The sequence below is a fragment of the Paraburkholderia sp. D15 genome (assembly GCF_029910215.1).
Lineage (GTDB): Bacteria > Pseudomonadota > Gammaproteobacteria > Burkholderiales > Burkholderiaceae > Paraburkholderia.
Genome location: NZ_CP110395.1, coordinates 3,540,686 through 3,554,886 on the forward strand (window position 1 = coordinate 3,540,686; position 14,201 = coordinate 3,554,886).

At 61.6% G+C, this 14,201-nt stretch carries 10 protein-coding genes; 4 read left to right on the forward strand and 6 right to left on the reverse strand.

Annotated features, from left to right (window positions below):
* Positions 1 to 2: 2 nt before the first annotated feature.
* Positions 3 to 1,991 (reverse strand): phosphatidylserine/phosphatidylglycerophosphate/cardiolipin synthase family protein, encoded by a 1,989-nt coding sequence (locus LFL96_RS15325; RefSeq protein WP_280996049.1) that lies wholly within the window; start codon positions 1,989 to 1,991, stop codon positions 3 to 5.
* Complete coding sequence (locus LFL96_RS15330; protein WP_280996050.1) at positions 1,988 to 4,846, reverse strand: type VI secretion system Vgr family protein; 2,859 nt, start codon at positions 4,844 to 4,846, stop codon at positions 1,988 to 1,990. The genes LFL96_RS15325 and LFL96_RS15330 overlap by 4 nt, the downstream gene beginning before the upstream one ends.
* 329 nt (positions 4,847 to 5,175) lie before the next feature.
* Here LFL96_RS15330 and LFL96_RS15335 point away from each other — a divergent pair, with 329 nt between their 5' ends.
* From LFL96_RS15335 to LFL96_RS15345, 3 genes are all read left to right on the forward strand, one after another.
* Positions 5,176 to 5,586, forward strand: coding sequence for a lysozyme inhibitor LprI family protein (locus tag LFL96_RS15335; RefSeq protein WP_280996051.1), 411 nt, complete (start codon positions 5,176 to 5,178; stop codon positions 5,584 to 5,586).
* A 116-nt stretch (positions 5,587 to 5,702) separates the two neighbouring features.
* Positions 5,703 to 6,725: an SH3 domain-containing protein gene (locus LFL96_RS15340; protein ID WP_280996052.1), complete on the forward strand. Its 1,023-nt coding sequence runs from the start codon at positions 5,703 to 5,705 to the stop codon at positions 6,723 to 6,725.
* Entirely contained in the window at positions 6,722 to 7,003 is a 282-nt protein-coding gene (locus tag LFL96_RS15345) for a hypothetical protein (RefSeq protein ID WP_280996053.1), read from the forward strand. The genes LFL96_RS15340 and LFL96_RS15345 overlap by 4 nt, the downstream gene beginning before the upstream one ends.
* Positions 7,004 to 7,176: 173 nt before the next feature.
* Here LFL96_RS15345 and LFL96_RS15350 read toward each other — a convergent pair whose 3' ends face one another.
* A complete protein-coding gene (locus LFL96_RS15350) occupies positions 7,177 to 8,562 on the reverse strand; it encodes an amino acid permease (protein WP_281000775.1) in 1,386 nt (461 codons plus the stop codon).
* A gap of 214 nt (positions 8,563 to 8,776) precedes the next feature.
* Between LFL96_RS15350 and LFL96_RS15355 the strand changes: the two genes are divergently transcribed.
* Positions 8,777 to 9,757 carry an alpha/beta hydrolase gene (locus tag LFL96_RS15355; RefSeq protein ID WP_280996054.1) on the forward strand — a complete coding sequence of 327 codons (981 nt, stop codon included), beginning with the start codon at positions 8,777 to 8,779 and terminating at the stop codon, positions 9,755 to 9,757.
* Positions 9,758 to 9,827: 70 nt separating this feature from the next.
* Here the strand turns inward: LFL96_RS15355 and poxB are convergent, their stop codons facing one another.
* From poxB to LFL96_RS15370, 3 genes are all read right to left on the reverse strand, one after another.
* Entirely contained in the window at positions 9,828 to 11,552 is a 1,725-nt protein-coding gene (gene poxB, locus LFL96_RS15360) for a ubiquinone-dependent pyruvate dehydrogenase (protein WP_280996055.1), read from the reverse strand.
* 120 nt (positions 11,553 to 11,672) lie between these two features.
* Complete coding sequence (locus LFL96_RS15365) at positions 11,673 to 12,665, reverse strand: isoaspartyl peptidase/L-asparaginase (RefSeq protein ID WP_280996056.1); 993 nt, start codon at positions 12,663 to 12,665, stop codon at positions 11,673 to 11,675.
* A 246-nt stretch (positions 12,666 to 12,911) separates the two neighbouring features.
* Positions 12,912 to 14,168 carry an MFS transporter gene (locus LFL96_RS15370; RefSeq protein WP_280996057.1) on the reverse strand — a complete coding sequence of 419 codons (1,257 nt, stop codon included), beginning with the start codon at positions 14,166 to 14,168 and terminating at the stop codon, positions 12,912 to 12,914.
* Positions 14,169 to 14,201 lie beyond the last annotated feature (33 nt).

Here is a 14,201-nt window from a genome sequence, read left to right on the forward strand (position 1 = left end):
GACTAGTCCAGCGCGCTGCGCGTCGTCGTATTACTGACAAAGCCGACTACCGGCACAACCGGCGACTTGCTCTTCGAATTGCGACGCGTCCTATTCTTCTCTATCAGCGCACTCCATGCTTTGTACGCCTCGTTCATATCGTCTCCAGTTGCCCGCTCATAGGCTGCATTCGAATCTCCTTGCGACGATTGCAGCTCCAGGAAGCTCGGCTTCGTATGAATCCCCCACAGACGCTTCCGAAGAGCCTTCGTCACCGCGCCATTTTCGTGGCAGATGTTCAACTCGCTATCCACTTCCATGCTCCGGGTGTTGATGTTGGCCGAGCCGTGCGTTGTGAACGCATCATCGATAATCATCACCTTGGCGTGAATATACGTATCCATCCATGCACCCGGGGGCGAGTCCGGTGCGACCAATGTGCAGATCAACACTTTCAGCCCGGGAATGTTGACCGGCACGGGCTGATATTGCCCATTGCCCGCAATCTGGTTGTTCACGCTGTCGAGCTTGCGTTGAACGTCCTTCTTCTGCGCCTCGTAGTCTGCGTTGACCTTCGCCATTTGCTCGCGAGTTCCCGTTCCATACATATCGACCAGGTGTTCGTTACTTTGAATGCCGTCCAGTTTCGCTTCGAGTGCGCTTTGCTGCTGTTGCAGTGACTCGCCACGCTCAAGACGTGTAATGGCCGGCAGTGCATCGGGACGTCCGAGAGCGGTCATCATCCGTTGGGTCGACACCTGTCCTTTGTCCAGACCGTCCTTGTTGGAATTGGTAATCACGAACAGGTAAATGGACCCGTCCTTACCCGTGTCACGCCCCCAACTCAACTGGTGCTGCACCGCCGCCTTGATGTTGTCGACCAGCGGTGGATAGCGGAAATACTGGTTCTCGATGTAGATAAACTTCGCCGCGTTATTCGCCGTCTGACGATACAGCGACCGGATGTCCCTGCGATTCTCCTGTGACTGCGTACGGGTAATCTGAGCCATTACTGGCGTGCCGAGGTCCGGACGCACGCTCAGTCTCGATGCCAAGGCCGCACGCGGCGTAATCAGATCGATGCCCGTACTGCGCTTCCAGGCATTGCAGAAATTCACATTCAGATGTTCGAGGATCGGTCCCGTCACACGTGCGGACATATCCTGTCTCGGCGTCGCCCCGTTACGACCGAAACGCGCATTCATGCGGGCGTAGGAATGAGCGTCGTCGTCCCAATAGGCGTCGAGCGTATTGTGACCCATCACGAAACCGACCGCATGCTCCGGCGCCTCGTAATCGATCAACACCATCTTCTGATGATGCGAAGGCGCCGCGCCGAAACTACCGACTGCCTCTTCGTTCAGATCCTTGTCGGAACGGAAACGGCTCTCGCGAAACATGATCTCGATCCGATCTTTCAGCGAGAAGTCACGCGTGGCCAGCTCGATGTTCCTGAATCCCTGGACCGCCGCCCCCTGCTTCGACGGCGCCCCCGACTGCGTCGCAGCAAACTGGTCGCGCATCGGAGCAGGTCTTCCGGCGCTTGCGCGGTAGTACCACGCGCGGTCGTAGTCCTTTTCAGAAATGTTCTCGTTCGTTCTATTCAACGTTCTCAGCCAGCTGAATCCGGGCGTCGGGTTTTCAATGAACTGCGCCCCGGCAAAGGTATCGACCCAGCACAGCAGTCTGATCCTGACATTGTGCTCGCCGCGCTCGATCAGCAGGTCGCCGATGCTCAACGTATTGAGCGAATCGCTGCCGCGCTTGAAATACATCGACGGCTGAAAACCCCAGCAGATGATATCGATGGAATGCCGCGCGGCGGCAATCGCGTCATATACGGCGCCGAATGCCTCCGCGCCGTTCACAAGAGGTTTATACGAGCATGGCAAAGGATGAAACTCGCAGGGAGTCCCCTCGTCCGTAATATCCACGAACCACGGCATGCACGCGTACGCACCCGATGTCCAGTTCAATGCGGCCGGGGTCACGATGGGCGGGCTTGTTGTCATGCATCGGCTCCAGAATCCGGATTAAGCAGATCGTTATATCGCTGGCGATGCAGCGCACGGTCACCCGGGGATGTGATATCGGCCGCGCTGCTGCTCGCGTGAAACTGGAACCCTTGATTAGCCAGCATCCCGTTCGCCGCATCCCGATAGTCGCCAGGAACAGGAATCTCATGCTTCACGCCGTTCGCCAGTTCAAGCATGTACTTCTGCGTCGTGACCTGATGGTCGATGGGTAATTGTCCAGTTCTGTCGAACACCCCCTGCTTTATCAACGCACCGTCGGCGTAGAGTTTGTACGGCATGCCGGCAGGCGCGACGTTCGTCGCGGACGGCGAAGCCATGGTGTTAAGGGTGAGTCGTCGTGTCGGCATATCCTTGAATGCCGGGTTGGTCACGTCCATTCGCGTCGGTCCGCTGAACGGGAAATTCGCGCCCTTGAAGTCGATCTTGCCCGGCGCGTGAATTTCGATGTTGCCGTCCTTGACGCGGATATACGCGCCTCCGGAAGTCAGCAGGATTTCCTGCTGCGCAGCCGCCTGTACTTTCTCCGTCACGGAGGACAACAACAACGATTTCTGCGCGGTGAGTTCCACATTGTCCGCGTGAGCCTGTATCTGAATCTTCCCCTTCGCCGCGAACAACTTCATCCCGGCGTTCTGCACGAACAGGCTCAACTTGCTGGTGACGCTTGCGACAAGCGACTTACCCGTCGCGATATGTGTACTTTGGCCGCTCACCAGATTGATGTGCTGGTCCGCCGCAAGGTGCGCAGACTTCTGTGTCGACAGCGCGATACCCGCCGGCGCGGCAAACAGCATCACCGGCTGGGTGAAGGCGCTCGCGTTGCCCGTTCCTCCGCCCGCTGTGTTGCCTCCACCACCGGTCGCACCCGCTTCGCTGTGCTGCGTCGAATCGGCAAATGTCTTGAGGGCGTCGTGCCCGTCCTTCAGACTTTCCGCCTGCGACGCCTCGCTCGCCTGCGACGCAGCGTCGAGCACACCTGTTGCACCGGCAAGCTGGTTGCCCGCAGCCTGTGCATCGAGCGGTTCGCTGACGACGGGGTGTGTCGACACGTACAATCCGCGCCCCGCGCGCAGCGCTCCATACGCTTCAGAACTCAGATCGAAGCCGCTGCCGAGGAAGTTGCCACGCGTGTTGCCGGTATGGTTGATCAGATAACCAAGATGCAGTTGGGCATTCGTGCTGGAACTGTATAAATGGACGCGATTCTGCCCGGTCGCGTCGTCCATCAGCATCTGATTGAAGCCGTCGCCGGAGAATTCTTTGGAGCGGAAGCCCGACAGCAACCCGTTCGAATGCCATTGTGGTTTTGCCGCACCGTTATAGACGCGATGCAACGCAATCGGCCGGTCGATGTCGTTGCCGATATATCCGATCAGCAATTCTTCGCCCGCGCGTGGCATGTGCACGCCGCCGTAGCCATCTCCCGTGTCGGACTGCGCTACGCGCACCCAGCACGATGCGCGCTCGTCGCCCTCGTTTATCCGGTCCCATACGAACAGCACCTTGATACGGTTCAACGCGTCGGTGTACGCCTCCTGCCCTTTTGGACCGGCGACAATGGCCGATTCCAGCTTGGCTTCGGGCTTGTGGTGTTCGAAAGGACTGCGGTAAGGCACTGTCGTGCGCTGCGCTTCGACGCTAACCCGGTAGAACCCCGTTGAGCCGTCTACGTGTGCAACGCTTAGCTGCTTGCCGGGATCGTCGGCGCGAGCCTGTGCGAGTCGATTGTTCAGACTGTGCGGGTAATCTGCTTCATGACCGGAAAGCGGGAGGTTGTTTTCAATGATCCACTCAACCTCAATGACCGCAAACTCGCGCTGATTGCCGGCATCCTGATCATGCGCGGGATGCCCTTCGACGACGAAACGCCGCCCCGCGTCGATTGCCCGCAAACCACCTTCACCATGAAAGCGCTTCGCCTGCGACTCCCATTCTTCCATGCGGATTTTCGAAAGATCGTCGCCGCGATCCTGCAACGGGTACGTATAGCCGCCGGTGTACTCATAGACCTCCGCCTGATTGGGCAACGCACCTTGATTGCCCAGCGTTGGAATCGACGTGCCTTTCGGGTTGAATGGGGTTGACGGGTTCTTGTAGTCAAACGTGCGCGTGGACAACAGCACGGATTGCAACGTCCGCGTACCCGACCATTGCGTTAGCGCGTCGGCCTCGTTGTTCACCCCCGCGCGACTAAAGCCGACCGTCTCCGGCGAGAGCGGCTCGAGAGTCTCAAGGCGGTCGGTGATGATCAGCGTGTGCGAGTTGCCATCGCTCGCCTGCTGCCAGACGCCGTACAGTCCCTCATCCTCCAGCAGGCGATGCACGAAGTTCCAGTCGGTTTCGTCCTGTCGGCAGTAAGAGCGCGAGGGTAACGGCTTCGACAACGCAAAGCGAAACATGCCGCGCGCCTGCGGATGCTGGTTAAATACGTCCGAGACGATTTCGTCGACGCTTTTGTCCTGCCAGTGGCGCTGGTCGCGGCGGAATCTCAGGAAATGCATCCACGATGAAAACGTTAACTGGTAGGTGGTCAGACTGCCTTCGCTGCCCAGCCGGCGCGCCATGTGCACGTAGCCGTGATGCGGCAGATACGCGCCGTCTGTCTGCTGCATCCAGAGCGTGACGGTCTGGGCGATCAGCGTCTTGAGCTGAACATCGCCCGACGTGGATACACAGTCGAGCATAAAAAGATAATCACGGCCAATGCGCGAGCGGCCAGTGACGCGATGCGGCAGCAGGACATTTTTGCCCGCCGGTGTATCCAGTTTCAGAAGACGGTCTTGCTGCGCAAGTCCGCCTGTTATTGCCCCGATCGCATCCCGTGTGCCCATCCCACATCTCTCTTTGTTCCGGCTAATCGCGCGATTTTACGTATGACGATTGTGTGAACGCAAATGGACAAGTGTAAGAAGCTGAAAAATAACTCCTTGGCAATGCGGCATGAATATTCAGGGGGATATTCGATCGACGAAACGTTAATTCCGCTTGAGCTAGAAGCTGCTCAACGCCCGGCGAAATGAATTTGTAAGACAGGATCAGATTTGTCACAGGCCAGCGAGACAGGACTGATCGAACGACAAAACCAGGCTTCTTCTCGAAGCGTCGCCTTGAGCAGCTACTTGTACACCCGGTACGACTACCCATAGCTACAATGCAGGGCATGACCCTGACCCGTTGTCTCGCTATCGCCCTGTCTTGCATCTCCACCAGCTCTTTTGCCGCGGATTGCAACAATCCGCCCGGCGGGATTGATCTCGTAAGCGCTCAAGGAAATTTACTATGCGCAGAGAATGCACGCATCTCAGCGGACAAAGAGTTGAACGATACATACAAAGCGCTTCTCAGCAACTTAGAAGACAAACCTGAAAACGAGAATTTCTCCAGAAGCCAGATCGTCACCGCCGAACGTGCGTGGGTGGTCTTCAGAGATGCGGAATGCGACTTCAGAACAAGTTCGAACGGTGGTGCGGATCAGTGGCAAGTCGTTAATCGTTCCCAATGTATTGGTCAGTTGACTGGCGAAAGAGCAAAGACACTCCGACAGTATCTGGAGCAATCTCAAACTCAGTAACCCGCCTCGATGACTCTTGATATCTTTTCGTCGCTAAAGGAGAGCAACCAAATAGACCCTTATCGCTTCGAGATGAAATAAACGTCGCGAGACAATCAACGAATATGCAGCTACGCATGCACAAAACAGCAAGATTCGGCTTCTTGATCTCCGCACTATTCATTTCTCAAGAAACAATGGGCTCCGATCAACAATCGGTCACGAACTTTCGCAATCGTGCGCAGTTGGTTTTTTCGATGCCCGTGCCGCCGATACTGATCCGAAAATTTGGACCTGGTTGGATGCGCTTGACGTTCGTCCGCCCCGACGGCAGCCAGTTACCCCTTCTCGAAGATGAAATGCTGGGCAATAACGGCGGAGTGATTTTTTCCATGGTCGGCGACCGCGCACTGTCACCCAGTGGAAATTACCTCGCTCTCGATTTAACACGCAATGGTATGACTCAAGACGAAGCGGGTAAGTCCGCGACAGCAAGTCGTGAGTTCTGTCCGATATTGGATACCGAGAATGGATGCGTTTCACGCGACTATTCGGGTGCCGTCTGCGGCGGAGCGTGGGATAGCAAGAACGATGTCTGGCGCAGTCAATTGGATTCGGGCCGCCCTGACATGCAGTCGATGAGTACTTTGGAAATGCCAACGGCGAAGGCCGTGTGGAGTCGGTACATTCACTCAGGAAGCGCAGACATCAAACCCTTCCTGCGTGTTGCATTGGGGCTCAGCAATGTCAAAGCGTGCGACCCGCCGAGCGCAGAGAACGCAACCTACTATGCGCAAATCGAGAACGCGCTCGGCGAAGAGAAGACAACAAACCGGACTGTCGATCTGCCGCGGAATAAAGCACAGTCATCGTCAATGCTTGATTTGAGCGATCTGAGGGTACGGACGGTCCGACGCAATCACGCATGGCTCTATGAGCGGCCGTCGGTAGGGAGCGTCAGACACGGTTATCTAGTCAAGGGTGATAAAGTTATCGTCATTGGCGAACAGCATACTGAATGGATCAAAGTTCGCTACGAGCGGGAGGATAAGTCGCGAGTCGAAGCCTGGATGCAAACAAAAGGAAGTCGGTCAATAAATATCAGACGCTTGTCGTTTCATAATCCTCACAACATGGTCGAGAATCTGACTGTCCGATGAAACCATCCCTCCTTCGCCTGACCTCTGCGCTAGTCCTGACATTGCCGGTCTACATCGCGCTCGCCCATATCAGCGCGCTCGAAAACTGGTTCATCAGCGGCGCCGGCTGGGCTACCTTCGAGCCACTATTCCGAGTGTGCAATGCTATCGGCATCACGGGCGATGGTCAGATCCTCATCGCCGCGATGCTGCTCGTCAGTTTTGCAATCGCGCTACTCATCGCGTCGATCGGAACATCGCTAGTCCGCAAGGTCAGACCTTCCATCCTGAAGAACTAAACCCGCAGTCAATCCACCCGACCGCCCCCTCTTCCGAATGCTGACTTTTCGAAGAAGAAGAAGAAAAACAACAACAAAAAAAAAGAAAAACCCCGCAAGCGCATCACGCTTCACGAGGCCTTCCTCAACCATCGACGCGACCAATCAACCGCGTCGAACCGAAACCGCCAGCGTCACCGCCCCGCCACCCGCGCCCCACCCCGTACCGCTGCGCGCCGGCGTTTGAACACATACCCGATCCACATCACCATCAGCCACATCGGCACGAGCCACACCGACACCGACAACCCCGGCGTCATCGCGAGAATCACGAGAACCAGCGCCATGAACGCGAGACAGATCCAGTTGCTGACCGGGAACCAGAACGACTTGAACACCAGCGTCTCGCCCGCCGCCACCATCGCCTTGCGCGATTTCAGATGCGTCAGGCTGATCAGCGCCCAGTTCAGCACCAGCGCCGCAACCACCAGCGCCATCAGCAATCCGAGCGCCTCGGCGGGAATCAGATAGTTGATGATCACGCAGGTGAACGTCGCGAGCGCCGACAATCCGATCGCCATATACGGCACGCCGCGACGATCCACCTTCATCAACGCACGCGGCGCGTTGCCCTGCTCCGCGAGGCCGTAAAGCATGCGGCTGTTCGCGTAGACGCCGCTGTTGTACACCGACAGCGCCGCCGTCAGCACCACGACGTTGAGCACGTTCGCAGTCAGCGTCGAGCCGATCTGCGAGAAGATCATCACGAACGGACTGCCGCCGGCCGCGACCTCGTTCCACGGATACAGCGACAGCAGCACCGTCAGCGAGCAGATGTAGAAAATCAGGATCCGGTAGATCACCTGATTCACCGCCTTCGGAATACTCTTGCGCGGCTCATCCGCTTCGGCGGCCGTGATACCGATCAACTCCAGCCCGCCGAACGAGAACATGATGACCGCGAGCATCATGAAGAGGCCGTGAAACCCGTGCGGGAAAAACCCGCCGTGACTCCACAGATTGCTTAGCGATGCCTGCGGGCCGCCATGTCCGCTGAACAGCAGATAGCCGCCGAACAAGATCATCCCGATCACCGCGACCACCTTGACGATCGCGAACCAGAATTCGGTTTCGCCATACGCCTTCACGTTGGCGAGATTGATCGCATTGATGCCGACGAAGCACACCAGCGCCGACACCCAGGCCGGCACGCCCGGCCACCAGTAATGCACGTAAGTGCCGACCGCGGTCAGCTCAGCCATGCTCACGAGCACGTACAGCACCCAGTAATTCCAGCCCGACAGAAAGCCGGGAAAATCACCCCAGTACTTGTACGCGAAGTGGCTGAACGAACCCGCCACCGGTTCCTGCGCGACCATTTCGCCGAGCTGGCGCATGATCATGAACGCGATGATGCCGCCGATCGCGTAGCCGAGAATCATCGACGGGCCGGCTGCCTGCAACACGCTCGCGGAGCCGAGAAACAGGCCGGTGCCGATCGCGCCGCCAAGCGCGATCAACTGGATATGGCGATTCTTGAGCCCACGCTTCAGGCCGTCTTGCTGCTGTGCACTATTCAACGTTGCGCCCCAGTGTATGGATTTCATTCACCGGTACGGACTTATGATCCGGCCCGGCCGAACCCGAAATTTTAGCGTGGCCGATATTGCCTAAATATCGGGAGCAACCCGCGTTTGGTTCTGCGCCGCACTTAACGGCGCGGATAAGCATTGTCACTGGCGTGGCGCTTCGGTATGGTCGCGTAGTCGAGGTCGCCGCCTCCGGAGATTGCTCATGTCGCCCAAACGCCTGTTTTGCGCTGCTGCCGTGTCTCTGTACTGCACGGGTCTCTGCCTGATCGATGCCGGCGCGGCCTTCGCCCAGACACCGGCGCCCGCCGACACGCCCATGACGACGCCATCCGCCGAACCCGCCGATGGGCCCGGCGCCCAAGGCACCCCGTCCGACGCCCCCGCCCCGCCGCCGATCGCGCAACCCGCTCAGCCGGCACAACCCGCGCAAGCGCCCCAACCCGCAGCCCCCACGCAAGCCGCCGCCAACGCCGCGCCCATGACCGGCCCCGTGCGCAACGTCGTGCTGGTGCACGGCGCGTTCGTCGATGGCTCGAGCTGGAACGGCGTGATCGCGAAGCTGCAGCAGAAGGGTTATCACGTGAGTTCGGTGCAAAACCCACTGACGTCCCTTGCCGATGACGTGGCCGCGACCCGCCGCGTGCTCGCGCGTCAGAACGGACCGACAATGCTGGTCGGCCACTCGTGGGGCGGCGTCGTGATTACCGAAGCGGGCGCGAACGCGCCGAACGTGGCGGGCCTCGTGTACGTCGCGGCGATCGCGCCGGACCTGCACGAGTCGACCCAGGATCTGATGAAGCGCGCCGCGCCGATGCCCGCGGCCCAGGCGATCATGCCGGACGCGAACGGCTTCCTGTGGCTCGACCGCAGCAAATACCGCGCGGAGTTCGCCGCCGACGTCCCCGAAAATCTCACTCGCGTGCTCGCCACCGCGCAGGTGCCGATCGCCGCGAAGGCTTTCGGCGAAACGGTGAGTCAGGTCGCGTGGCGGGAAAAACCATCGTGGTACGTGCTGACGACGAAGGACCGTGCAGTCTCGCCCGACGTCGAAAAATTTATGGCCGACCGGATGGGCGCGAAGATCGTGCCCGTGGCGTCGAGCCATCTCGCGCCGGTGTCGCACGCCGGCGCGATCGCGGACGCGATCGATCGCGCGGCGCGCGAGTTGAGCAGACAGCAGTAACGATAGCGGCGCGCCTCGCTACAGCGCACCTCGCCAAACCACGATCCGCTCAAGCACGATCCGCCAGCCGTTACCGCAGATTCGTGTTGGCCAGCTCGACCACTTCATCGCCGCGCCCGTTCAGCACCGCCTTCAACATATACAGGCTGAAACCCTTCGCCTGTGCCCATTGAATCTTCGGCGGCATCGCGAGTTCGTGCTTCGCGGTCACCACGTCGATCACCGCCGGCCCGGGATGCGCGAACGCTTCGCGCAACGCCGGCTCGATGTTCTCCGACAGTTCGATCCGCACGCCGTAGATGCCCGCGCCGCGCGCGATCGCCGCGAAGTCGGTGGTCGCGAGATCGGTGCCGGCTTCGAGATAGCCGCCTGCCTTCATCTCCATCGCGACGAAGCCGAGCACGCTGTTGTTGAACACCACCACCTTGATCGGCAGATCGAGTTGGCGCGCGGTGAGCAGATCGCCGAGCAGCATCGACAACCCGCCATCGCCCGATAGCGAGATCACCTGACGTCCGGGATGCGCCGCCTGCGCGCCGAGCGCCTGCGGCATCGCGTTCGCCATCGAACCGTGGTTGAACGAACCGTGCAGGCTGCGCTTGCCGTTCATCGTCAGATAGCGCGCGGCCCACAGCGTCGGCGTGCCGACATCGGCGCTCAGTACGGCATCTTCGTTCGCGACCATGTCGACGATGCTCGCGAGATATTGCGGATGAATCGCGCGCCCCGGCGCGGATGGCCGCGCGAGATCGTCGAGCCCCTTGCGCGTATCCGCGTAGTGCTTGCGCGCGTTGTCGAGGAAACGCCGGTCGGCCTGGCGTTTGAGCCGCGGCTGCAGGGCCTGCAACGTCGCCTTCACGTCGCCCACCAGTCCAAGCTTCAGCGGCGCGCGTTTGCCGAGCGCCGAGCCCCGCCGGTCGATCTGCACGATGTTGCCGTGCGACGGATAGAAGTTGCGATACGGGAAATCGGTGCCGAGCATCACGAGCGTGTCGCACGACATCATCGCGTGGTAGCCGGAGCTGAAGCCGATCAGCCCGGTCATGCCGACGTCGAACGGGTTGTCCCATTCCACGTACTGCTTGCCGCGCAGCGCATGCACGATCGGCGCGGCGAGCTGGTCGGCGAACGCGACCACTTCGTCGTGCGCCCCCGCGCAGCCGCTGCCGCATAGAAGCGTGACGGCGCCGGCCTGATTCAGCAGATCGGCGAGGCGGTCGAGATCGGCCCCGGACGGCACCACGGTCGAACGCTCCAGCGTGCCGGCCCACGCCGGCGTTTCGTCGGGTGCGTCGCCGAGCGCGACGTCGCCCGGCAGCACGATCACCGCGACGCCGCGTTCCTCGATCGCGGTGCGCATCGCGCGCGCCAGCACGCGCGGAAACTGCGACGGATTCGTCACGAGTTCGGCGTAGTGGCTGCACTCCTTGAACAGTTCCTGCGGATGGGTTTCCTGAAAGTACCCCAGCCCGATTTCCGACGACGGAATGTGCGCGGCAATCGCCAGCACCGGTTGATGATTGCGGTGACAGTCGTACAGACCGTTGATCAGATGCAGATTGCCGGGACCGCAGCTGCCCGCGCAGACGGCGAGCTTGCCGGTCTCAGCGGCATCGGCGCCGGCGGCGAAGGCGGCGACCTCTTCATGACGTGTGTGCATCCAGCGAATCGAACCGAGCCTTTGCAGGCTGTCCGACAGGCCGTTCAGGCTGTCGCCCGTGACACCCCAGATCCGTTCGACGTCGGCCGCCGCCAACGTTCTGGCCAGATAATCCGCGATAGTCTGCTTGCTCATGCTGCGCTCCGCTCAGTGAGAAAGTCGGTACCTCCTGGATCGCAGAGAGTAACCCTTCCTCGTGAAACGTGCGTTCTGCGTGTGCAGACAGTCCGTCGGATCGATCCGCCGCCCGCGCGGCTAGCGGTAGATCGCCGTCTCCGGCGCTTCGCCGAGCCGCGCGAAACCGCGGTACATGCCTTCGGTATTGAACGGCAGCGCGACGTTGCCGCGCGCGTCGACGGCGATCAGACCGCCGCGTCCGTCGATCCTCGGCAGGCGGTTCATCACCACGTCGTCCGCCGCATCCTGCAACGACACGTTGCGGTACGCCATCTGCGCGGCGACGTCGTAAGCGGCCACCATGCGGATGAACATTTCGCCGGAGCCGGTGCTCGATACCGCGCAGGTCGCGTCGTCGGCATAGCAGCCCGCGCCGATCAACGGCGTGTCGCCGACCCGGCCCACCTGCTTGTTGGTGATGCCGCCGGTCGACGTGGCCGCGGCCACGTGGCCTTGCAGGTCGAGCGCGACGGCGCCGACGGTGCCGAACTTGCGGTTCGGATCGAGCGGCTCGTGCGGCGCCGGGTCGTCTTCGTTTCGCGCGGCGTTCGCGCTGAGCGATGCGCCGTCGTGATCGAGCATCGCGCGTTGCTGGCCGCGCGCGAGCAGCCATTGTCCGTAACGCGCATCGGTATGGAAGTAGTCCGGCTCCACCGTTTCGAGCCCCTGCGCGGCGGCGAACGCGTCCGCGCCCTCGCCCGCGAACAGCACGTGCTCGCTGCATTCGAGCACCTTGCGCGCCGCCAGCACCGGATTGCGCACGCGCTTCACGCTGCACACCGCACCGGCTTCGAGCGTGCGGCCGTCCATGATCGCCGCGTCGAGTTCGTGCGTGCCGGCCGACGTGTACACCGCGCCGTGCCCTGCGTTGAAGAGCGGACAATCCTCGAGCAGACGCACGGCTTCGCTGACCGCGTCGAGCGCGCTGCCGCCTTCGGCGAGCACGCGCTGACCGGCGCTCAGCACGGCATGCAGCGCCGCGTGATACTCGGCTTCGGCGCGGGTCGACATCGACGCGCGCAGGATCGTTCCGGCGCCGCCGTGAATGGCTATGACTGCGTTGGCGTTCATCGTTTGACCTGAAATGGGCGTGGTGAAGATGGATCGGACGGCGCCGGTTTTGCGTCCGGATTCAAGGCTCGCGACGAGGCGAGCTTCGACGTGCACGGTGCGACCGTTCGATCCAGGAATGAGTGAAAGTATATTCACGCGGACGAGGCGCGGCAGGATTCGCAGCGTTCGCTCACCTGTTTTCACCTCGCCGGCATCCAGTTTCAGTTTTGGATCGCAACGCGCGCGCCCTCGACAACGCCGCGTTCAGCCCACCGCCCCGCTGGCCTCCGGAATATGCGCGAGGCGCGCCGCCGGCGACATGAAGATAATCCACGCCTGCACGCAAAACGCCGCCGCTGCCGCGACGAGACACGCGCCCATGCCCCAGCGCGCGCTGATCGCCGCGCCGAGCAACGCACCCAGCGGACGCGCGCCGTAGGTAGCGGTGCTGGTGAGCGCCGACACGCGGCCCATCATCCGCTCGGGCGTGATCGCCTGGCGCAGCGTGGTCGAGCCGACCACCCACAGAATCGGCCCGGCGCCGACGAGGAAAAAGCTCAGCATCGCCAGCCAGAACGACGGCGTGACGAGCGTCGCCACCATCACGAGCGACGCCAGCAGCCCGCAGCATGGGCCGATCACCAGCACGCGCCCGAATGCGAGCCGCCGCGCGATCGCCGGTGCGGCCAGCGCGCCGCACACCATGCCGACGCCGTACGCGCCAAGCGTCACGCCCACCGCCGACGCGCTCAGCCCCAGCCGATGCACCGCGTAAGGCACATACACCGCTTGCAGGATGAAGAAGCCGAGATTGAAGAACACGGCGGTCGCGAGCATCGGCCGCAGCAGCGCGTCGCGCATCACGAAGCGCGTGCCGTCGCGGAGTTCCAGAAGAAAGTGGCGCTGCGGCGCGGCCGCGCGCGGCGGCTCGCGCAGTCCGGCCAGCAACGCGACGGCCAGCGCCGATAGTCCGGCCGCGCAGCCGTACGCCCATCCCGCGCCGATCCATCCGACCAGCAAACCGCCGAGCGCCGGCCCCGCCGAATACGCGACGCTGCGCGCGAGTTCGAGCCGGCCGTTCGCCACGGCGAACGCAGTGCGCGGCACCAGCGCGGGCACCAGCGACGGCGCGGCGACGTTGTAGGCCACCGTCCCGGTCGCGGCCACGAAGCCGAGCGCGGCGAGCAACGGCAAGCTCAGCGCGTGCATCGACAGCAGGAACAGCACGCCCAGCATCGCGATCACGCGCAAGGCTTCGGCGAGCGTCATCAACAGGCGGCGCGACCGGCGATCGGCCCACACGCCGAGCGGAATCGACAGCAGCAGAAACGGCAACGTCTGCGCGGTCTGCAGCAGACCCGTGCCGCGCGCGTCGGCGCCGAGCGCGAACACCGCGACGAGCGGCGCGGCGGCGAGACTGATCTGCTCGGCCGACTGCGCGACGAGGTTCGACCACGCGAGCCGCTGGAACGCGGACGGCAAACGGACCGGAGAGGAAGACGAAGAAGATGAAGCGGACATCGGCGCACTCCCGTGCTGATCAATGAAGCGTTC